The sequence below is a fragment of the Trinickia violacea genome (genome assembly GCF_005280735.1).
Lineage (GTDB): Bacteria > Pseudomonadota > Gammaproteobacteria > Burkholderiales > Burkholderiaceae > Trinickia_A > Trinickia_A violacea.
In genome coordinates this window covers 1,969,070-1,988,420 of record NZ_CP040077.1, presented here as the reverse complement: position 1 = coordinate 1,988,420, position 19,351 = coordinate 1,969,070, and the positions used below count along the sequence as shown (strand labels likewise).

The following is a 19,351-nucleotide window of genomic DNA, read 5'->3' as shown; positions in this document are numbered from 1 at the left end:
ATGACACCCACGATTCCCAACGTGCTGACGATCGCCGGCTCCGATTCGAGCGGCGGCGCCGGCATTCAGGCCGATTTGAAAGCGTTCTCGGCGCTCGGCGCCTATGGCGCGAGCGTCATCACGGCGCTGACGGCGCAGAACACGCGCGGCGTGAGCGCGATCCATGCGCCCGAAGCTGCGTTCGTCGCGGCCCAGCTCGATGCGGTCTTCAGCGACATTCGTATCGATGCCGTGAAAATCGGCATGCTCGCCAATGCGGGAATCGTGCGCGCGGTAGCGGCAGCGCTCAGGCAGTATCGCCCGCGCTATGTCGTGCTCGACACGGTGATGATCTCAAAGAGCAATCACGCTCTGCTCGCGCCGGACGCAGTCGCCGCGCTGCGCGACGAGCTGCTGCCGCTTGCGAGCGTGTTGACGCCGAATCTGCCCGAGGCGGCGGCGCTGCTCGGCGTCGAGGCCGCCGCCGACGAGCCGGCAATGCGTCGCCAAGGCGAGGCATTGCTTAAGCTTGGCCCACAGGCCGTGTTGATGAAAGGCGGCCACCTCGCGGCGGCCGACAGCCCCGACTGGCTCGTTCAGGCGAGCGGCGCGCTGCGCTTGGGCGGGCCGCGCGTCCCGGTGAAGAATACGCATGGCACGGGCTGCACGTTGTCGTCGGCAATCGCTGCGCTGATCCCTCAGCGCGCCGATCTCGCGAGCGCGGTAACCGATGCGAAGGCATACCTGACCGGTGCGCTCGAGCACAGCGCGCGGCTTGACGTCGGCAGCGGCGTCGGGCCGGTCCATCATTTCTATCGCTGGTGGTAGCTAACCGCTGGTGGTAGCAAACGCGCGGAGGCTTATCTTGGCCGCGCCGAGACGAGCACCGACATGCCGCTCGTCAGACTCGCAGCCCCGCCACGCTCACTGCCCTGCATAAGCCAACGCCCGCTCCGGCCAATCGTTCGGCACAACGAAGCCGCGCGAGCATTCGAACCAGCAGGCGCCGCCATCGCGCGCGAAAGCCGCCACCATCGTCGGTCCGCTTTGCTGCGCCAATTGTTCGGCGAGCGCGCCGGAATCCAGCAAGCGAACTGCCGCGCCGGTGCTGTGATCGACCGGCACACGCTGCCGAGGCGCGAGCCACGCGAGACGCGGCAACACGGCCCATGCCTCGGCATGGCCGGCGGCAAAGCGCGACAGGTCGCCGCGCGCGAGCCACCAGCCGCGCGCGTGCGCCGGATGAATCTCGGCAGGCACCGGCGCCGCCGCAGCGGCCGCGTCGGCCGCATCGCGCCAACGATAAAACAGCCATCCCTTGACGAACATCTGCGCGTCCCACGGTCCGCTATGACCGAGCGACGCGAATTCCTCGCGCGCGCTCAAAGGCAATTGATGGTCGAGCAAATGCGTGAATTTGAGGTCGAAGCGATCCTGCAGATTCGGTCCGACGTAGTCCGCCATCGACGCTCGCGCGCCGCCCGCGTGCAGATAGCATTTGACGGCCAGTTCCCAATGCAGACGCTTGCCGCTCGCGGTCTCGACCAAAAAATCGCATTCACCGAGCGTGCGTCCCGCACGCCGCAACGCGACGTTGGCCGCGACGAGGCGCGCGGCCGGTCCATGCCGCAGAAAATAGCCGAGCAGACACTCGGCGTAGCGGCCAAGCCGTGTCACATGTGAAGCGCTCAGGCTCTGGTGTAGATCGTGGGCGTCCTGATCGAGCGCCAGCAGCCACGCGACCGTAGCCGACGCTTCGCCCGCCGATTCGAACGGTATGGCGAGCATCCCCGCAGGCGGTTGCGCGCACAACAAATCGGGGCTGAAGATGAGCCACGCCAAGTCCCGCACAGCGGGATCGACAAGCGAATCGAGCAGCGCATCGAGCGCGACAGCAGCATTGGCGGCCGGCTCGAGCGCTTTCATTGGGGGTTCGCCTGCGCGGCGTTTCGGTAGGTGTCGCGCGCCAGGCACAGATCCGCCCACGCCTTCGACTTGTCCGCCAAGCTGCGCAGCAGATACGCCGGATGGTACGTGACGATGACCGGCACGCCCTCGTACTGATGCACGCGTCCACGCAGCGACGAGATGCTGGAGTCCGTCTTCAAGAGACTTTGCGCCGCGAACCGGCCGAGCGCGATGATCAGTTTCGGCTTCACGAGCGCGACCTGCCGCTGCAAATACGGCTCGCAGCGCGCGACCTCGTCGGGCTCGGGATTGCGATTGCCGGGCGGGCGGCATTTGATGACGTTCGCGATATAGACATTGGTGCCGCGCGCAAGCGTGAGCGACTGCAGCATGTTGTCGAGCAGCTTGCCCGCCTGCCCAACGAACGGCTCGCCCTGCTTGTCCTCGTTTTCGCCGGGCGCTTCGCCGATCAGCATCCAATCGGCGTTCCGATCGCCGACGCCGAACACCGTATTCGTGCGCTTTTCGCACAAGCGGCAGCGCTCGCAGCCTGCGACCCGCTCGGCGAGCGCATCCCAATCGAGGCTATGGACGGGCGGCAGCCCGCGAGCCTCGGCCTCTACGCTCGGCTCGAACGCGGGCACCGGCTCGGCATCGAGCCAGGGGAAATCGTCCTCGGTGAGCGGCGGCGGCTCGTCGTCGGCGAAGGGATCCGCCTGCGGCACAGCGGCTTTCGACACCTTGAGCGCCGGCACGCTGACTTCCGTTGCCTCCGCCACCGGCTGAATCTTCGCTTCAGGCTCCATCGCGGCACGGACTGTCGTTGATTCGACCTCCGTCACATCGGCGTTTGCCGCAGCCGTCTCCGGCTTGGCGGCAGCGGACGCCGCCTCATCGTCGACCGTTGCAGCCAAACCCCGCCGCACCCACATCGGTGCGAGCCCGAATTCTTCCAGCGCGGATTCATGCAATGCCATGTGCGCCCTCCTTGGCAAACGAGAAACGCATCACGATCGCGTCCTCCCGGCTGCGGTGCCGCGCCGGATAATAATTCTTGCGCCGGCCGATCGTAACGAAACCGAAGCGCTCGTACAGATGAATCGCCCGCTGGTTCGACGGCCGGACTTCGAGCAGCAGGCCCGACAGCTTTTCATGCTGCGTGATACGCACCGCTTCGCGCAATAGGGCAAGCCCAGCGCCGCCCCCTTGCGCCTGCGGCGCGATGCACAGATTCAGCAGATGCATCTCGTCGACGACAGGCATCAGCACGCAATAGCCGATCAGCGTGCCCGTAACGTGCCGCATGCACAGCCCGAAATAGCCGTTGCGCAGCGAGTCTTCGAAATTGCCGCGCGTCCAAGGAAACTCGTAGGCGTTGCGCTCGACGAACACGACCTCGTCGAGATCGGCGTCGGTCATCGGCGACAAATAGCGATCCGCCATCAGCACGCCGCTCATCGCACGCCCTCGCCGCTTTGCGCGGCCCGGGCGGCGAGCCGCTCGGCCGTGGTTTGCGCGACCTTGTCGCGCACGTACTCGGGGGCGGCCAGCTCGGCCGGCACGGTGCGCCCGGCGCGATACGCGCGCAACGCCGCGAGCGCGATCGGCAGGGCATGCGGCAAGGCCGCGCCGTCGACAAACGCCGCGCGCGCCGCCGCACCGAGCTTCTCGCCGAACGCCGCAGCCGCATTGCCGGCTAGCGTGAATGGCACGTCGGGCGCGATCACGGTATCGGGCGTGCCTAGCGACGGCGGGACAACCACGCGCCATTCGCCCGCCTCCCACGCGTAATCGGCCCAATAGACTTCGTCCATGCGCGCATCGAGCGCGGCCAGCACGCGCGTCACAGACGGGCGATTCAAGCGCGCGCCTTCCGCGCAAGCGAGCAGCGTGCCGATGGGCACGACGGGCAGATCGAGGCCGAACGCCAGCCCTTGCGCGACACCTGTCGCGGTCCGCAGGCCGGTGAACGATCCGGGGCCGGCGCCAAAGGCAATCGCGTCGCAAGCAGCGAGCGTGAGTCCGGCTTCGTCGAACAGCTCGCGGACGGCGGGCAGCACACGGGTGCTCGACACCGCCCCCGTTTCTTCATGGCGCACCCAGGTGCGAATGTCTTCGGCCGAAGCAGGATCGGTGGACGAATCGGAGCAAAGTAGCGCGACCGAGCAGAATTCGGTCGACGTATCGAGAGCAAGCAGCACAGTTCGGGTCATGCCCGACATTGTAATGCGGCGCTCCGCTCAACCGAACCTCGTCCGTTCGGCGATGCTCGCGGGAATGCTCGCAGCCAAAGAACGCGGCTGAGCGGCGCGAGGGCCTTCGCGTTTGGAAGGATCGTTCGAGCCGGCCCGCAGGATCGCTTGCTATGATCGGCCGCCTCGATCCCATCTTTTGGCAAGGAGATGTCATGCACTACCCCAACGTTCAATATCGTTCGCGGCGGGAGACAGTATGAGCGACGTCGACGCACGCTTTTCGCAAGCCCAATCGGATGTCAAGGAACTGCCCGAGAAGCCCGGCAACATGACGCTGCTGCGTCTGTACGCGCTCTTCAAGCAGGCAACCGAAGGCGACGTGCACGGCGACAAGCCGGGTTTCGCCGACATCGTCGGCAAATACAAGTACGACGCATGGGCATCGCTCAAAGGCACCGCTCAGGACACCGCAAAGCAGCAATACACGGAGCTCGTCGAATCGCTGAAAAGCGGCGCGGAGAGCTAGGGCTCGCCGGACGAATCGTCTGACACATATGTCTTAGCCACACGCAAAGTGGCTAAGACATGTCTCAAATTAGTGGCGCAGCGCAGCAAAAGTCCTTATAATGCGGCCTGCGCTTCACTGACGGGTCTAGTTTTGGGACCGTCGCGCAGCGCCTCGTAGCGTTTTGCCCCAATCCAGTTTAGAACCTGTCCCCTTCTGCCTAGGCCCTCCGGGCCGTCTTGTACCAGGCTTAGCGGCAATGCCATACCGGCGTTGACGCATCCGATACAGCTTCTAACGAAAGCTCGCCTTGATTGTCGCGAGCTGCCCCCGTTTTTTGATTTTTTCGCGGCTCTTTGGCTCGCTGAATCCGACGACTTGGGTAATGCCGATTGGCGCCGACGTTCCTAACCCTGTGTTTCAAGGATTCTCATGACTTCGAGCAATACTTCCAGCCCGTTGAACGCCATCGCTGATCAGGTCTTCAATCTGGATACCCCTGTCGCCGCCGCCGAAACCGCTGCACCTGCTGAAACCGCCGCGCCCGCTGGGCCGACGTTCGCGTCGCTGGGCCTGTCGCCGGAAATCTGCTCGGCGCTGACAGCAGCCGGATACGCCGCGCCGACGCCGGTTCAGCAACGCGCGATTCCCGCCGGCATCGCCGGTCGCGACCTCCTGGTGTCGAGCCCGACGGGCTCCGGCAAGACCGCCGCCTTCATGCTGCCCGCGATCGAACGTTTCGCGCAGCTTCAAAAAACCCAGGCTTCGCAGCCGCGCGAGCCCCGTGACGCGAATGGCGACCGTCGCAGCCGCCGTCCGCAGCCGGTTGCGCGTCCGGGCCTGCTCGTCCTTACGCCGACCCGCGAACTCGCGATGCAAGTGACGACCGCCGCGTCGACCTACGGCAAGCACCTCAAGCGCCTGCGCACCGTCAGCATCCTCGGCGGCGTGGCCTACGGCCAGCAGCTGATGCTGCTTGCCAAGAACCCCGAAATTCTCGTCGCGACGCCGGGCCGTCTGCTCGACCACCTCGAACGTGGCCGCATCGACCTGTCGCAACTGCAGATGCTCGTGCTCGACGAGGCCGACCGCATGCTCGACATGGGCTTCATCGACGACATCGAGACGATCGTCGCCGCGACGCCCGCGACGCGCCAGACGATGCTCTTCTCCGCGACGCTCGACGGCAAGATCGGCTCGCTCACTAGCCGCCTCTTGAGGGACCCCGAGCGCATCGAGATCCAGCAGCGTCTGGAATCGCGCGCGAACATCGCGCAGACCGTGCACTACGTCGACGACCGCGACCACAAGGATCGCCTCCTCGACCACCTGCTGCGCGACGCCGGTCTCGACCAGGCGATCGTGTTCACGGCGACGAAGAGCGACGCCGACCAGCTCGCCGGCAAGCTCGCCGACGCGGGCTTCGAATCGGCCGCGCTGCACGGCGACCTGCCGCAAGGCGCGCGCAACCGCACGATCCGCGCGCTGCGCGAGCGGCGCGTGCGCGTGCTGGTGGCGACCGACGTCGCCGCGCGCGGCATCGACATCCCGGGCATCACGCACGTCTTCAACTACGACCTGCCGAAGTTCGCGGAAGACTACGTGCACCGCATCGGCCGGACCGGCCGCGCGGGCCGCTCGGGCATCGCCGTGAGCCTCGTGCATCACGCCGAGCAAGGCGCGCTCAAGCGCATTGAACGCTTCGTGCGCTCGCCGCTGCCGGTCAACGTGATCGAAGGCTTCGAGCCGCGCAAGGCGCCGCCGGCAAACGGCCGCGGCGGTTTCGGCGGCGGCCGCGGCCGTCCGGGCAGCGGCAACGGCCGCCGCTTCGGCGGCAATGGCAGTGGAAATGGCGGCGGCAAGCCGGGTAACGGCGCGGGCAACGGCGGTTCGCGCAGCGGCAATGGCTGGAGCGGCAAGCCGTCGGGCGGCTCGCGCGAAGGTTTTGGCGGCTCGCGTGACGGCGGCTACGGCGGCGGTTCGCGCGACGGCTACAGCGCGCGTCGCGGCGACGGTCCGCGCGGGGCGCGTCGCGGGAGCTGATTGCCCGTCCGAAACCCCTGCTGACGAGGCGTCCGGCTCTTAGCTTCGCCTTCGTCTGACGAAAAACCGGTGTTCGCGCACCGGTTTTTTTTCGCCCCGACCCATATTTCACAATATGGAAAATTTTTTTGAGTCGTAAAAAATCGTGCTGCGTGGCACAACGACCCTTATTGCAGGATAGAAAACCACATTTCTCAATATGAAATCACCATCGTAAGTCATTGATATTAATCGACTAAAAAGTACCGGACAAAGTTTAGCTCGCTACTATGGCGACTCCGTCGATTTGCCTAGACTCTTATATAAGACTTCACGAAACGAAGCCCCCTCGCCGAGTTTCGCTGCAAGCAGATTTCCAACGATTCACCTCTACGGCAAACCAAGGAGCCCACCATGTCACGTCAACAACAAGCACAGCAACTCCATCAGCAATGGGAAACCGATCCGCGCTGGAAAGGCATCAAGCGCGGTTTCACCGCGGAAGACGTGGTGCGCCTGCGCGGTTCGCTGCAAGTCGAGCACACCATCGCCAAGCGCGGCGCCGAAAAGCTGTGGGCGTCCGTCAATAGCGAGCCGTTCGTGAACGCGCTCGGCGCGCTGACCGGCAACCAGGCGATGCAGCAAGTGAAGGCCGGCCTGAAGGCCATCTACCTGTCCGGCTGGCAGGTGGCGGGCGACGCGAACGTCGCGGGCGAAATGTACCCGGACCAGTCGCTGTATCCGGCGAACTCGGTGCCGCTCGTCGTGAAGCGCATCAACAACACGCTGACGCGCGCCGACCAGATCCAATGGTCCGAAGGCAAGAACCCGGGCGACGAAGGCTATATCGACTACTTCGCGCCGATCGTGGCCGATGCCGAAGCCGGCTTCGGCGGCGTGCTCAACGCGTTCGAGCTGATGAAAGCGATGATCGAAGCGGGCGCCTCGGGCGTGCACTTCGAAGACCAGCTCGCCTCGGTCAAGAAGTGCGGCCACATGGGCGGCAAGGTGCTCGTGCCGACGCGCGAGAACGTCGCGAAGCTGACCGCGGCACGCCTCGCCGCCGACGTGATGGGCACCCCGACCGTGCTGATCGCGCGCACCGATGCCGAAGCTGCCGACCTCATCACGTCCGACGTCGATGACAACGACAAGCCGTTCCTCACGGGCGAGCGCACGGTTGAAGGCTTCTTCCGCACGAAGCCGGGCCTCGAGCAAGCGGTGTCGCGCGGTCTCGCCTACGCGCCCTATGCCGATTTGATCTGGTGCGAAACCGGCAAGCCCGACCTCGAATATGCGAAGAAATTCGCCGAAGCGATCCACAAGCAGTTCCCGGGCAAGCTGCTGTCGTACAACTGCTCGCCGTCGTTCAACTGGAAGAAGAACCTCGACGACGCGACGATCGCCAAGTTCCAGAAAGAACTCGGTGCGATGGGCTACAAGTTCCAGTTCATCACGCTGGCCGGCTTCCACGCGTTGAACTACTCGATGTTCAACCTCGCCCACGGCTATGCGCGCCAGCAGATGAGCGCGTTCGTCGAGTTGCAGCAAGCGGAATTCGCGGCGGCCGACCGGGGCTTCACGGCCGTGAAGCACCAGCGCGAAGTCGGCACCGGCTACTTCGACGCCGTGACGCAGACGGTCGAGCGCGACGCGTCGACGACCGCTCTGCATGGCTCCACCGAAGACGAGCAGTTCTTCGACAGCCAGAAGGTGAAGGAAGTGAAGGTCGCCTGACGATCAGGCTTACGACATGCAGGGGGGACCGCTGTCGCGCATGCTGCACGAAAACGCTGCAGCCCGACAGCCGAAGGAACGCGGCGCAGCCATCTGCGCCGCGATACCCGCAGTAAAGGGAACGCGCCGGCACACCGCCGGCGCGCTTCTTTACGGCGCAGCGGATCCTGAACTCACAAGCCCGCATGCGGCACGCGACATGCGCCGCGTCGCGCGTCAGCGATACACGATCACCGGGATTTTCGTATGAGTCAGCACGCGCTGCGTCTCACTGCCGATCAACAGGCTGCCGAGCCCGCGCCGTCCGTGCGACGCCATGAAGATCACGTCGCAGCCGCCCTGCTCCGCCGCTTCGATGATCCCGAGATACGGCGATGGATGCACGCTCGTCTGGCTTTCGCAGGCGACCCCGGCACGCCGCGCCGCCGCCTCCACATCCTGCAGATGCTGTCGTGCTTCGCGCTCGCTGCGCTCCTGAAAATCGGCGGGCGGCTCGATCACCACCTCGGAAAACGGCGAGTACGGATATTGCGGCAAGCATGCATAGGCGGTAATCCGCGCGCCGACCGATTGCGCCAAGTCGATCGCGCCGTCGATTGCCTTTTGCGACAGGTCGGAACCATCGGTCGGTACCAGGATGTGCTTGAACATGGCGCTCTCCGTCGTCGGCTGTCCTCGCTAGCGGCTTGCGCGGTACCACTCGCGGTCATACGCGCGTTCGCGCAGCCCTTCAAACCGATTGTAGTGCGCGGAAAATCGCCGCAAGGCGGGTTTGCGGGTCAGTCCGCATATCGGAAACCCGTGGCTGCTCGCGGTCGTGCGGCCTCACTTCCAGTAGCCTGGATGCTCGTACGTGTGTTTGAGAAAGTCGAGAAAGAGCCGCACCCTGAGCGGCAAATGACGCCGTTGCGGGAACACCGCGTGGATGCCGATCGGCGGCGCGGCGAATGCGTCCAGCACGCTGACGAGCCGTCCCTCGGCGATGTCGGCACCGACCTCCCACCAGGAACGCCACGCGAGCCCGTGGCCTTCGAGACACCATTCGTGCAGCACCGCGCCGTCCGAGCACTCCATCGTGCCCGACACCTTGATCGACACGACCTTGTCGTCCTGCTGGAACATCCAGCCCCGCTGCTGGTTGGCGCTCGCGCCGAGCGCGAGGCAATTGTGGCGGGCGAGATCGGCGAGCGTCCCGGGCATGCCGCGGCGCGCCAGATAGTGCGGCGACGCCACGCACACGCGCCGGTTCTCGCCGAGCCTGAGCGACACCAGCGACGAATCGGGCAACTCGCCGAGCCGCACCGCGCAATCGAACCCCTCGTTGACGAGATCGACCATCCGGTCGGACAGATCGAGCGTGATCGACACATCCGGATGCGCGAGCGTAAAGGCCGGCACGAGAGGCGCGACGTGCTTGCGCCCGAAGCCGGCCGGCGCCGACACGCGCAAATGGCCGCTCGCCTTCACGCCACCGGCGGAAACGCTCGCCTCGGCGTTCTGCATGTCGTGAATGATGCGCTGGCAGTCTTCGAGGAAGGCCGAACCTTCGAAGGTCAACGTAAGCTTGCGCGTCGTGCGTACGAAGAGCTTGACGCCGAGCCGCTCTTCGAGCGCGTCGAGGCGACGGCCGATGATCGCGGGCGCCACGCCCTCCGCCTGTGCGGCAGCGGAAAGGCTGCCCTTGGCGGCGACGGCGACGAAGGTTTCGATCTGTTTGAAACGAGGCATGGGCGGGGACCGCGTCGGCCGAAAAAAGGGTTACATAAACATGTCGACGGCCAGATTAGGGTTGTAAAAGTAAAAGATCAAGTGATGTTTCCGCTCTTTTTAAGCGCAAGCGATCACTAATACAATTCTTATCGACCTCTATAGGAGCGCATGGCAATGTCGGCCACAACGACACCTCTCCCCAAAGCAGTGATTTTCGACGCCTACGGCACGTTGTTCGACGTGCACTCGGTCGTCGCTGCGGCGGAGCAGATGTTCCCTGGCCACGGCGACGCGCTCTCGCAGTTGTGGCGGCAAAAGCAAATCGAATACACGCAGTTGCGCACGCTGGCCGATCTGGCTGGTGCGCGCTACCAGCCGTTCTGGAACATCACGCTCGATGCGCTGCGCTATAGCGCGCGCAAGCTCGGCCTCGGCCTCAACGGCGCCGGCGAAAAGCGCCTGATGGACGAATACGCGTGCCTGTCCGCCTATCCTGACGCCGTGCCCGCCTTGCGCAGGCTGCGCGAGATGCGCGCGGGCGCGGGGCACGTCGGGCTCGCGATCCTGTCGAACGGAAATCCACAGATGCTCGACATCGCCGTGAAGAGCGCCGGCATGACGGGGCTGTTCGATCGCGTGCTGTCGGTGGACGCCGTGCGCGCCTACAAGCCGGCTCCCGCCGCGTATGCGCTTGGGCCCCAAGCCTTCGGCGTGGCCGCGCGCGAGATGGTGTTCGTGTCGTCGAACGGCTGGGACGCCGCCGGCGCGGGCTGGTTCGGCTACACGACGTTCTGGATCAATCGTGCGGGCGCGCCCGCCGAGGAATTGGGGGTGATCCCCCACGGCACGGGCGGCGGCATGGCCGACCTGCTCGATTTCATCGAAACCCTTGCGCCGCCCGACAAGAGTCCAGGCCGCAGCCGCCACAGCCCTGGCGGTTGAGTCAACTCGAAGCGGGCATCAAGGCATTTTTTATTCGTATCGTTGTCATCTGACCGACCAAGGAGAATCCCATGGCCAACACGCTGTCGCTGCCGCAAGGCATGGAAATCACCGGTGCCATCCAGCCGGGTTTTGAAACGATCCTGACGCGCGACGCGCTCGAACTCGTCGCCAAGCTGCATCGCGCATTCGAGCCGCGCCGCCAGGCGCTCTTGAAGGTGCGCGCCGAGCGTACGAAGCGGCTCGACGCCGGCGAGCGTCCCGATTTCCTCAAGGAAACGCAGGCGATCCGCGACGGCGACTGGAAGATCGCGCCGCTGCCGAAGGATCTCGAATGCCGTCGCGTCGAGATCACCGGACCGGTCGAGCGCAAGATGATCATCAACGCGCTGAACTCGGGCGCGGATTCTTACATGACCGACTTCGAGGATTCGAACACGCCGAACTGGGACAACCAGATCACCGGACAGTTGAACCTCAAGGACGCGGTGCGCCGCACGATCTCGCTCGAGCAGAACGGCAAGTCGTACAAGCTCAACGACAAGATCGCGACGTTGATCGTGCGTCCGCGCGGCTGGCACCTCGACGAAAAGCACGTGACGGTCGACGGCCAGCGCGTGTCGGGCGGCGTCTTCGACTTCGCGCTGTTCCTGTTCCATAACGCGAAGGAACAGCTCGCGCGCGGCACGGGGCCCTACTTCTATCTGCCGAAGATGGAAAGCCATGTCGAAGCACGTCTCTGGAACGACATCTTCGTGATGGCACAGGAAGCGCTCGGCATTCCGCGCGGCACGATCCGCGCGACGGTGCTGATCGAGACGATCGTCGCCGCGTTCGAAATGGACGAGATCCTGTATGAGCTGCGCGAGCACAGCTCCGGTCTGAACGCGGGCCGCTGGGACTACATCTTCTCGGCGATCAAGAAATTCAAGAACGACACCGACTTCTGCCTGGCCGACCGCTCGCAGATCACAATGACGGTGCCGTTCATGCGTGCCTATGCGCTGCTTCTGTTGAAGACCTGCCACAAGCGCAACGCGCCGGCGATCGGCGGCATGAGCGCGCTGATTCCGATCAAGAGCGACGAGCAGGCCAACGAGAAGGCGATGAACGGCGTGCGCTCGGACAAGGCGCGCGACGCGGGCGACGGCTACGACGGCGGCTGGGTCGCGCACCCGGGCCTCGTGCCGATCGCGATGGAAGAGTTCGTCAAGGTGCTCGGCGACAAGCCGAACCAGATCAGCAAGCAGCGCGACGACGTCGTGCCGGCGGCCAAGGATCTGCTCGACTTCCGTCCGGAGGCGCCGATCACCGAAGCGGGCCTGCGCAACAACATCAACGTCGGGATTCACTACCTCGGCTCATGGCTCGCCGGCAACGGCTGCGTGCCGATCCACAACCTGATGGAAGACGCGGCCACCGCGGAAATCTCGCGCTCGCAAGTCTGGCAATGGATCCGCTCGCCGAAGGGCAAGCTCGAAGACGGCCGCAAGGTCACGGCCGAACTCGTGAACGAGCTGACCCAGGTCGAGCTCGAGAACGTGAAGAAAACCGTCGGCGGCGATACCAAGCCGTATGAGCGCGCGGCCGTCATCTTCCAAAAAATGTCGACGTCGGAACACTTCACCGAATTCCTGACGTTGCCGCTTTACGAAGAGATCTGATCGAGAGCCGGTTGACGACTGGTTGAGTACGTTGGGGCGCGGCTTTTCGAGCGCCCCTCTTCGCCTTTGAACAGCACTCGCTACAAGTGGAAAGGCGCCGCTCATTCGCGGCGCCTTTTCCATTTTTTAGCTTCCGTATTTGAAGCCCGGCGCGGCATCGCGCGCGAGCCGGTATTCGACCCAATCTCCCGATTCGATCCGCGTACGGCTCGCGACGGCCCCCGAAGCAACCGGATAGAACAGACACGGCAATTCGCGGCCGTCGACGGCAACCGCCATCTGTTGCGCCCTGAAAAGCCCCTCGACGCCCGGATAGACCTCTTCGATCTCATCGAGCACCGGCACGAGCGCCGAGTCGATTTGATAGACGTCCCCGCGCACCAACGACGACGCGTCGTCCGGAACGAGTCCGGGGTAGCTCCCGAAGTCGAAGAGTTGCCCGCGCACCGCGGCCGCACCGATAAATCGCGGCTCGCCGATACCATGCCGCGCGGCCGCCCGGCCGATGTCGTTGATTTCGCCCGCGCGCAGCGTGCCGTACACGAATACGTATTGCATAGCCATCCGTCCTTCCCGTCCTTTCGTTGGTCACCTCGATGGCCTTGCGGCCAGCCGTTTGTTCAGCGATTTGGGAAGACCACGGCACCGCTCGCGCATCGCCACGGCCATCCCAGTCGATTATGTAAGCGGCGCGTCGCTGATCAACACGCCGTCGATATCCGCATACACCCAGTCCCCCGGCCGCACGACCGAGCCCGGTAACCGTACCGGCACGTCGCGCTCGCCCGCGCCGCGCTTCTGGCTGCGCTGCGGATGCACAGCGAGCGCCCGGATCCCGATGTTGCAGGCATCCAGTTCCAGCGTATCGCGCACACAGCCGTAGACCACGATGCCGGCCCAGCCGTTCGTCTCGCCGATCTGCGCGAGATTACCGCCGACCAGCGCGCATCGCAGGCTCCCGCCGCCGTCGACGACCAGCACGTGGCCGTGTCCCGGCTGCTCGAGTGTCGAGCGCACGAGCGAATTGTCCTCGAACAATTTCAGCGTGACGGCCCGGCCGCCAAAAATCTGTGCGCGACCGAAGGAACGGAATACCGGCTCGAGAACGCGCAAGGCGCCCGATGCCAGTTTGTCCTCGTGCGCATCGCAAAGATCCGTCGTTGCAAACGTCATGGGCGTCTCCATTCGAATGGGCTGCGTCGTACCGAATTATGCCCCGCTACTTTCGCCGCAGGCTTACGGACGGGTTTCGTCGACGATGAATCGCGCCGCACCGCGCAGACCACATGGCCCGGACCACATGGCCCAGACCACACGGCCCGGACAATCCACATACAATAGACCCGCTGGTCAACGTCCTTAACGAGCCTGTGTCCCAAGCCAGCAGGCCTTCGGCTTCGTGCTTTGCGGCGTGCCGTTCGCCGCCCGTTTCAGCCATTCCATCCGGCTAGCTGCCACGACCATGACCCAGTCCGCTGCCTCGTCCGCTCATCCCGTCTCCGCCGGCCACGCGACCACGCCTTCAACGCGTGTTCACTTCGCCGACATCCCGCCCGAGTTCGCGCCGACGCCCGAACATCCGATCCGTGTGCGCTCACGTCCGATGCCCGCCGGCGAACGGATCGCCCAGCATACGCACGCTTGGGCGCAGCTCGCGTACGCGTCGCGGGGCGTGCTGCGAGTCGGGGTCGCGGACAGCACCTGGATGGTCCCGCCATCGCGCGCGATCTTCGTGCCGCCGCGCATCAACCATGAAGTCGTGATCGTCGAGGATGCGTACCTGCGCACGCTCTACATCGACGAGTCCGCTGTTCCGCCGGGCCTCGACGCGTGCCGTGTCGTCGAAGTGTCGGGGCTGCTGCGCGAAGTCATCGCCGCGATCGACACACGCGAGCTGACCACGACACGCGAGCGGCTGCTCGGCGCACTCGCGCTCGACGAACTGACGCGCTCGGTGCCGTTGCCCCTGTCAGTGCCGATGCCGAGCGAGAAGCGCCTGCGCGCACTGTGCGAGGCGCTGCTCGCCAACCCCGCGAACACGGATCCGCTCGAGCGCTGGGCATCGAGCGTCGGCGCCAGCACGCGCACGATCGCTCGGCTTTTTCGCAACGAACTGGGGATGAGCTTTTCTCAGTGGCGCCAGCAGGCCGTGCTGGCCCGGGCGATCCCGTTGCTGCATCAAGGGCGGGCGCTGTCGCACGTCTCGCAGGAATTGGGCTATCAAAGCCAAAGTGCGTTTTCGGCGATGTTCCGGCGAGCATTCGGCGAGAGCCCGCGCGCATTCATGATGCGCGGCACCGAACGCCGAAGCGGCGATCCGGCGGACGACGACCTCCACGATCATTCGACCGAGACCACAAGCGATGAAGCGCGCGAATCGGCGTGACGCCGCTACAGCGGATCCACGCTAGCAGCGGCACGCCTTCGCGCGCCGAATCGCAGGCATCAAACGCAGGCACTTAGGGCAGACATCAAGCGCATCGGGTCAAACGCGCCGCACCATATGCCGGATCGCACCCAACTGGGCAAGCCGCGGACCGGCGACCCGATACCCCATCCGCAGATAAAGCCGCGCCGCGGGGTTGTCGACGAACACGCGCAACTGCGACTCGCGCAAGCCACGCGCACGCGCCCAACGATGTGAAGTGTCGAGCAGATAGGTGCCTGCGCCCTGACGCCGATGCCCTTCGGCGATTTGCACGTCGCGAATATGCAGCGAGTCGCCTTCCTCCGTGATGCGCAGCACGCCGATCGGCTCGCCGTCCTCTTCGAGGATGAAGTTCTCCGACTCCCGCCAGCTCGCCAGAAAGAGGTCGGCACGCCAAATCAGATGATGGCGCTTGTAATAGCCGCCCATGTTGGCGCGTGTGAGCGCCTCCGCGAATTCGAAATCGTCGGGCAAGGCTTCACGCAGATGAAATGGAAACGGGACGTCGGTCGGATCGAGCATCGCTGCAGCAAACGGAAGACGTTATTCGGCCCACGTTAAGGCAGCCCGCGCGCGCTGGCAAGTGCTGTTTGTCCCGGACGAACGATGCGCGCGTAAAACAAAAAACCCGTTCAAGCACTGGCTTGAACGGGTTTCCATTTGGCGGAGCGGACGGGACTCGAACCCGCGACCCCCGGCGTGACAGGCCGGTATTCTAACCGACTGAACTACCGCTCCAGTCTTTACACCCTGGCTTGCGAGCGTCGGTTTGCTCTCACAAGCTGCGCTGCTTCTATCGAAGCGACGCCGATGTTCTGGCGTCCCCTAGGGGATTCGAACCCCTGTACTCACCGTGAAAGGGTGATGTCCTAGGCCTCTAGACGAAGGGGACAACGTACTGCTTACACCTTTAATGAAAAAGCCCGTTCAAGCATGACCTGAACGGGCTTTGTCTGGCGGAGTGGACGGGACTCGAACCCGCGACCCCCGGCGTGACAGGCCGGTATTCTAACCGACTGAACTACCACTCCAGTCTTTACATCATGGCTCGTGAGCGTCGGTCTTTTCTCACGAACTGCGCTGCTTCTCTTCCGAAGCGACGCCGATGTTTTGGCGTCCCCTAGGGGATTCGAACCCCTGTACTCACCGTGAAAGGGTGATGTCCTAGGCCTCTAGACGAAGGGGACAAAATCTTTTCAGATCTGTCTCGTTTTCGCTGCTAACTTTCGCCAACTGCGAAGAACGCTATTCTAACTGCTTAACTACTGCTTGTGAAGCCCTTTTTACCGCTGCCTTTGCTTGCAAAAGCCGCTTTGCAAACGACTTCACTGTTCTGATGGTGGAGGTAAGCGGGATCGAACCGCTGACCTCTTGCATGCCATGCAAGCGCTCTCCCAGCTGAGCTATACCCCCTTGCAGAACAGAAGCGAGATTATAGAGTTCGATTTTCGTTTTGTAAATACCCTATTCGCTTCCGATGCTAAATTTTTTGCATGCAGCTTTTTCAAGGCTGCATGCATGCCCTTCGATGATGCTTAGGCGAGTGCCTTTTCGATTCGACTCACGACGACATCGCGCCCGAACAGCATCAACACCGCATCGATCGACGGCGTATGCGTCGTACCTGCAACGAGCAAGCGCACCGGCATCGCGAGTTGCGGCATCTTCAGCTTGTGCGCAGCCAACGTCGCCTTCAACGCGGCCGAGATACCCTCTTTCGTCCACTCGGCCGAGCGCAACGCCGCCGCGAGTTCGGCAAGCGCGGGACGCACCGCATCGGTGACGTGCTGCGCGAGCGCTTCGGCATCCGGCGCCGGCGCGCGATAGAACATCGCGGCGTTGTCCGCGATCTCCTTGACCGTCGTCGCGCGGTCCTTCAGCAATCCGACGACGCCGACGAGGTCCGGCCCGCTTGCGAGCGTCGCCTCTTCGATGCCGAGTGCCGCGAAGAACGGTTTGGCCAGCTCGGCGAGACGCGCGTTGTCGGCTTCCTTGATGTAGTGATTGTTGAGCCAGTTGAGCTTGTCCTGATCGTATTGGGCCGGCGACTTGCCGAGATGCTCGAGATCGAACCACTCGATGAACTGCTCACGCGAAAACACTTCGGCGTCGCCATGTGACCAGCCGAGACGCGCCAGATAGTTCAACACAGCTTCGGGCAAATAGCCGGCATCGCGATAACCCATCACGCTCATCGCGCCGTGGCGCTTGCTCATCTTCTCGCCCTGCTCGTTGAGCACGGTCGGCAAGTGCGCATAGACAGGCACCTCGCCGCCAAGCGCACGCAGGATGTTGATCTGGCGCGGCGTGTTGTTCACGTGATCGTCACCGCGAATCACGTGTGTGATGCGCATGTCGAGGTCGTCGACGACGACGCAGAAGTTGTAGGTCGGCGTGCCGTCCGGTCGCGCGATCACGAGGTCGTCGAGCTCTTCGTTCGAGATCTCGATGGGGCCCTTCACGGCATCGTCCCAAGCGACGACGCCCGTCAGCGGGTTCTTGAAGCGCAGCACCGGCTCGACGCCTGCGGGCGGCGTCGGCAGTACCTTGCCCGGCTCCGGGCGCCAGGTGCCGTCGTATCGCGGTTTCTCACCGGCCTCACGCTGACGTTCGCGCAGCGCGTCGAGCTCTTCCGTCGACATGTAGCACGGGTACACCAGCCCTTGATCGACCATCTGCTTGAGCACTTCGCGATAGCGGTCCATGCGCTGCATCTGGAAGAACGGGCCTTCGTCGATATCGAGGCCGAGCCATGCCATCCCTTCGAGGATCGCGTCGACGGCCTCGGACGTCGAGCGCTCGACGTCGGTATCTTCGATCCGCAGCACGAACGTTCCCTTCGTCTTGCGCGCGAACGCCCATGGGTACAGCGCGGAGCGGATGTTGCCCAAATGAATGAAGCCGGTTGGGCTCGGTGCAAAGCGAGTGCGAACGGAGGTAGTCATAAGCGAAAAGGAAACTCGAAAGCGGGACGCGTGTCAGCGCGGATGTCATTGCACGATGGCCGCGAGCAGTCTCCCAGGAAGACACTGGCAAACATCACAAGCCGCTCGCAACGAATCGATTCAGAAACAAGCGGGAATTATAACCGTCGGCCACTTATCTCCATGCGGCGATCCGCGTGCCGCGCTTTGCTTTATGATGTCCGCGCGCCTTGCTGGAGAAATCGTTGAAGCCTTCGTCCCCTCGCCTCACCCGACGCACGTTCTCGCTTGCGTGCGCGTCGGCCGTATTGTCAGCCTGCGCCTCGACAGGCACCAAGCCTAACGGCGAATCCGTCGCCACTGCCCCCAATAACACGACCGCCACGCCGCCGGCCACCCCGCAGTCGGCCGCCACGACGCGCGAGCGTCCGATCCGCGTCGCGCTCGCGCTCGGCGGCGGCGCGGCGCGCGGCTTTGCGCATATCGGCGTGATCAAGGCCCTCGAAGCGCGCAACATCCAAGTCGACATCGTATGCGGCACGAGCGCGGGGTCGGTCGTCGGGGCGCTGTATGCGTCCGGCATGAGCGGCATCGCGATCAACAAGCTCGCGCTGACGATGGACGAAGCGTCGATCAGCGACTGGGCGATGCCGTTTCGTGCGCGCGGCATTCTGCAAGGCGTCGCGCTGCAGAACTATCTGAACACGACGCTCAACAACCGCCCGATCGAAAAGATGGCCAAGCCGCTCGGCGTCGTCGCGACCGATCTGAGGAGCGGCCAACCGATCCTGTTCCAGCGCGGCAACACGGGCATCGCGGTGCGCGCGTCGTGCAGCGTGCCGTCGATATTCGAGCCAGTGAAGATCGGCGGACACGAGTATGTCGACGGCGGGCTCGTGAGCCCGGTGCCGGCCTCGTTCGCGCGCAAGATGGGGGCGGACTTCGTGATCGCGGTGGACATCTCGGCGCGCCCGGAATCGGCGCTCACGCAAAGCTCGTTCGACGTGCTGCTCCAGACCTTCACGATCATGGGACAGACGATCAAGACCTATGAGCTAGAAAAGTACGCCGACTTCGTGATTCGCCCGAATCTCGCGGCGATGGGTGGCAGTGATTTCGGCCAGCGCAACGCGGCCATCCTGGCGGGAGAAGAAGCGGTTGCGAAGACGTTTCCGGAGCTGCAGCGCAAGCTGGCTGCGAGCCGCGCAGCGGCCTCGTAACAGGCTGCCGGATCGATCTCGATTCGATCTCGAGCACAAACACAAAAAGCCTGCTTCAAACGAAGCAGGCTTTTTTGATCTGTCCACGATCAACCACGCTGGCGGCCAAGCAAAACT

Annotated in this window: 18 protein-coding genes and 5 tRNA genes; 8 read left to right on the top strand and 15 right to left on the bottom strand. The window is 64.1% G+C overall.

What is annotated here, in order from left to right; genetic code table 11:
* Positions 1–807 (top strand): bifunctional hydroxymethylpyrimidine kinase/phosphomethylpyrimidine kinase, encoded by an 807-nt coding sequence (gene thiD, locus FAZ95_RS08980; RefSeq protein WP_137332127.1) that lies wholly within the window; start codon positions 1–3, stop codon positions 805–807.
* Between the two features lie 96 nt (positions 808–903).
* Here the strand turns inward: thiD and FAZ95_RS08975 are convergent, their stop codons facing one another.
* From FAZ95_RS08975 to tsaB, 4 genes are read right to left on the bottom strand one after another with little or no spacing between them, the layout of a single operon-like run.
* Positions 904–1,905, bottom strand: a complete 1,002-nt coding sequence (locus FAZ95_RS08975; protein ID WP_137332126.1) for a DUF1853 family protein — start codon at positions 1,903–1,905, stop codon at positions 904–906.
* Positions 1,902–2,864: a uracil-DNA glycosylase gene (locus FAZ95_RS08970; protein ID WP_137332125.1), complete on the bottom strand. Its 963-nt coding sequence runs from the start codon at positions 2,862–2,864 to the stop codon at positions 1,902–1,904. Before FAZ95_RS08970 ends, FAZ95_RS08975 begins: the two co-directional genes overlap by 4 nt.
* Positions 2,851–3,345: a ribosomal protein S18-alanine N-acetyltransferase gene (gene rimI, locus FAZ95_RS08965; RefSeq protein ID WP_137332124.1), complete on the bottom strand. Its 495-nt coding sequence runs from the start codon at positions 3,343–3,345 to the stop codon at positions 2,851–2,853. Before rimI ends, FAZ95_RS08970 begins: the two co-directional genes overlap by 14 nt.
* Positions 3,342–4,109, bottom strand: coding sequence for a tRNA (adenosine(37)-N6)-threonylcarbamoyltransferase complex dimerization subunit type 1 TsaB (gene tsaB / locus FAZ95_RS08960; protein ID WP_137332123.1), 768 nt, complete (start codon positions 4,107–4,109; stop codon positions 3,342–3,344). Before tsaB ends, rimI begins: the two co-directional genes overlap by 4 nt.
* Before the next feature lie 229 nt (positions 4,110–4,338).
* On the opposite strand from tsaB, the gene FAZ95_RS08955 reads away from it, so the two are divergent.
* The 3 genes from FAZ95_RS08955 to aceA all read left to right on the top strand — a co-directional run bounded on the left by FAZ95_RS08955 (position 4,339) and on the right by aceA (position 8,346).
* Positions 4,339–4,608: an acyl-CoA-binding protein gene (locus tag FAZ95_RS08955; RefSeq protein ID WP_137332122.1), complete on the top strand. Its 270-nt coding sequence runs from the start codon at positions 4,339–4,341 to the stop codon at positions 4,606–4,608.
* A 411-nt stretch (positions 4,609–5,019) separates the two neighbouring features.
* Positions 5,020–6,630, top strand: a complete 1,611-nt coding sequence (locus tag FAZ95_RS08950; protein WP_137332121.1) for a DEAD/DEAH box helicase — start codon at positions 5,020–5,022, stop codon at positions 6,628–6,630.
* 393 nt (positions 6,631–7,023) lie between these two features.
* Positions 7,024–8,346 (top strand): isocitrate lyase, encoded by a 1,323-nt coding sequence (gene aceA / locus FAZ95_RS08945; RefSeq protein WP_137332120.1) that lies wholly within the window; start codon positions 7,024–7,026, stop codon positions 8,344–8,346.
* A 216-nt stretch (positions 8,347–8,562) separates the two neighbouring features.
* On the opposite strand, the gene FAZ95_RS08940 is transcribed toward aceA, so the two are convergent.
* Both FAZ95_RS08940 and FAZ95_RS08935 read right to left on the bottom strand, forming a co-directional pair.
* Positions 8,563–8,997 (bottom strand): universal stress protein, encoded by a 435-nt coding sequence (locus FAZ95_RS08940; RefSeq protein WP_137332119.1) that lies wholly within the window; start codon positions 8,995–8,997, stop codon positions 8,563–8,565.
* 174 nt (positions 8,998–9,171) lie between these two features.
* A complete protein-coding gene (locus FAZ95_RS08935) occupies positions 9,172–10,074 on the bottom strand; it encodes a LysR family transcriptional regulator (protein ID WP_137332118.1) in 903 nt (300 codons plus the stop codon).
* A 156-nt stretch (positions 10,075–10,230) separates the two neighbouring features.
* Between FAZ95_RS08935 and FAZ95_RS08930 the strand changes: the two genes are divergently transcribed.
* Positions 10,231–10,998, top strand: coding sequence for a haloacid dehalogenase type II (locus FAZ95_RS08930; protein ID WP_137332117.1), 768 nt, complete (start codon positions 10,231–10,233; stop codon positions 10,996–10,998).
* 71 nt (positions 10,999–11,069) lie between these two features.
* Positions 11,070–12,662 (top strand): malate synthase A, encoded by a 1,593-nt coding sequence (aceB, locus tag FAZ95_RS08925; RefSeq protein WP_137332116.1) that lies wholly within the window; start codon positions 11,070–11,072, stop codon positions 12,660–12,662.
* A gap of 126 nt (positions 12,663–12,788) precedes the next feature.
* Here aceB and FAZ95_RS08920 read toward each other — a convergent pair whose 3' ends face one another.
* Both FAZ95_RS08920 and rraA read right to left on the bottom strand, forming a co-directional pair.
* Positions 12,789–13,220, bottom strand: a complete 432-nt coding sequence (locus tag FAZ95_RS08920; RefSeq protein ID WP_137332115.1) for a gamma-glutamylcyclotransferase family protein — start codon at positions 13,218–13,220, stop codon at positions 12,789–12,791.
* A 120-nt stretch (positions 13,221–13,340) separates the two neighbouring features.
* Complete coding sequence (gene rraA / locus FAZ95_RS08915) at positions 13,341–13,835, bottom strand: ribonuclease E activity regulator RraA (protein WP_137332114.1); 495 nt, start codon at positions 13,833–13,835, stop codon at positions 13,341–13,343.
* A 289-nt stretch (positions 13,836–14,124) separates the two neighbouring features.
* Between rraA and FAZ95_RS08910 the strand changes: the two genes are divergently transcribed.
* Positions 14,125–15,048: an AraC family transcriptional regulator gene (locus tag FAZ95_RS08910; RefSeq protein WP_137332113.1), complete on the top strand. Its 924-nt coding sequence runs from the start codon at positions 14,125–14,127 to the stop codon at positions 15,046–15,048.
* Positions 15,049–15,147: 99 nt separating this feature from the next.
* On the opposite strand, the gene FAZ95_RS08905 is transcribed toward FAZ95_RS08910, so the two are convergent.
* The 7 genes from FAZ95_RS08905 to gltX all read right to left on the bottom strand — a co-directional run bounded on the left by FAZ95_RS08905 (position 15,148) and on the right by gltX (position 18,035).
* Positions 15,148–15,612, bottom strand: coding sequence for a GNAT family N-acetyltransferase (locus FAZ95_RS08905; RefSeq protein ID WP_137332112.1), 465 nt, complete (start codon positions 15,610–15,612; stop codon positions 15,148–15,150).
* A gap of 139 nt (positions 15,613–15,751) precedes the next feature.
* A tRNA-Asp gene (locus FAZ95_RS08900) sits at positions 15,752–15,828 on the bottom strand.
* Between the two features lie 78 nt (positions 15,829–15,906).
* Positions 15,907–15,982: transfer RNA gene (locus FAZ95_RS08895), tRNA-Glu, on the bottom strand.
* 62 nt (positions 15,983–16,044) lie between these two features.
* Positions 16,045–16,121 (bottom strand) — tRNA-Asp (locus FAZ95_RS08890).
* 80 nt (positions 16,122–16,201) lie between these two features.
* Positions 16,202–16,277 (bottom strand) — tRNA-Glu (locus FAZ95_RS08885).
* Positions 16,278–16,427: 150 nt separating this feature from the next.
* A tRNA-Ala gene (locus FAZ95_RS08880) sits at positions 16,428–16,503 on the bottom strand.
* A 122-nt stretch (positions 16,504–16,625) separates the two neighbouring features.
* Positions 16,626–18,035, bottom strand: a complete 1,410-nt coding sequence (gltX, locus tag FAZ95_RS08875) for a glutamate--tRNA ligase (RefSeq protein ID WP_137332111.1) — start codon at positions 18,033–18,035, stop codon at positions 16,626–16,628.
* A 224-nt stretch (positions 18,036–18,259) separates the two neighbouring features.
* On the opposite strand from gltX, the gene FAZ95_RS08870 reads away from it, so the two are divergent.
* Positions 18,260–19,234 carry a patatin-like phospholipase family protein gene (locus FAZ95_RS08870; RefSeq protein WP_137332110.1) on the top strand — a complete coding sequence of 325 codons (975 nt, stop codon included), beginning with the start codon at positions 18,260–18,262 and terminating at the stop codon, positions 19,232–19,234.
* Positions 19,235–19,351 lie beyond the last annotated feature (117 nt).

Excerpts from the sequence above, each read along its gene's own strand:
- rraA (WP_137332114.1), bottom strand. The coding sequence starts at position 13,835 with ATGACGTTTGCAACGACGGATCTTTGCGATGCGCACGAGGACAAACTG.
- FAZ95_RS08970 (WP_137332125.1), bottom strand. The coding sequence starts at position 2,864 with ATGGCATTGCATGAATCCGCGCTGGAAGAATTCGGGCTCGCACCGATG.
- aceB (WP_137332116.1), top strand. The coding sequence starts at position 11,070 with ATGGCCAACACGCTGTCGCTGCCGCAAGGCATGGAAATCACCGGTGCC.
- FAZ95_RS08930 (WP_137332117.1), top strand. The coding sequence starts at position 10,231 with ATGTCGGCCACAACGACACCTCTCCCCAAAGCAGTGATTTTCGACGCC.
- FAZ95_RS08920 (WP_137332115.1), bottom strand. The coding sequence starts at position 13,220 with ATGCAATACGTATTCGTGTACGGCACGCTGCGCGCGGGCGAAATCAAC.
- FAZ95_RS08905 (WP_137332112.1), bottom strand. The coding sequence starts at position 15,612 with ATGCTCGATCCGACCGACGTCCCGTTTCCATTTCATCTGCGTGAAGCC.
- rimI (WP_137332124.1), bottom strand. The coding sequence starts at position 3,345 with ATGAGCGGCGTGCTGATGGCGGATCGCTATTTGTCGCCGATGACCGAC.
- FAZ95_RS08975 (WP_137332126.1), bottom strand. The coding sequence starts at position 1,905 with ATGAAAGCGCTCGAGCCGGCCGCCAATGCTGCTGTCGCGCTCGATGCG.
- aceA (WP_137332120.1), top strand. The coding sequence starts at position 7,024 with ATGTCACGTCAACAACAAGCACAGCAACTCCATCAGCAATGGGAAACC.
- gltX (WP_137332111.1), bottom strand. The coding sequence starts at position 18,035 with ATGACTACCTCCGTTCGCACTCGCTTTGCACCGAGCCCAACCGGCTTC.
- tsaB (WP_137332123.1), bottom strand. The coding sequence starts at position 4,109 with ATGTCGGGCATGACCCGAACTGTGCTGCTTGCTCTCGATACGTCGACC.
- FAZ95_RS08955 (WP_137332122.1), top strand. The coding sequence starts at position 4,339 with ATGAGCGACGTCGACGCACGCTTTTCGCAAGCCCAATCGGATGTCAAG.
- FAZ95_RS08935 (WP_137332118.1), bottom strand. The coding sequence starts at position 10,074 with ATGCCTCGTTTCAAACAGATCGAAACCTTCGTCGCCGTCGCCGCCAAG.
- FAZ95_RS08910 (WP_137332113.1), top strand. The coding sequence starts at position 14,125 with ATGACCCAGTCCGCTGCCTCGTCCGCTCATCCCGTCTCCGCCGGCCAC.
- FAZ95_RS08950 (WP_137332121.1), top strand. The coding sequence starts at position 5,020 with ATGACTTCGAGCAATACTTCCAGCCCGTTGAACGCCATCGCTGATCAG.
- thiD (WP_137332127.1), top strand. The coding sequence starts at position 1 with ATGACACCCACGATTCCCAACGTGCTGACGATCGCCGGCTCCGATTCG.
- FAZ95_RS08940 (WP_137332119.1), bottom strand. The coding sequence starts at position 8,997 with ATGTTCAAGCACATCCTGGTACCGACCGATGGTTCCGACCTGTCGCAA.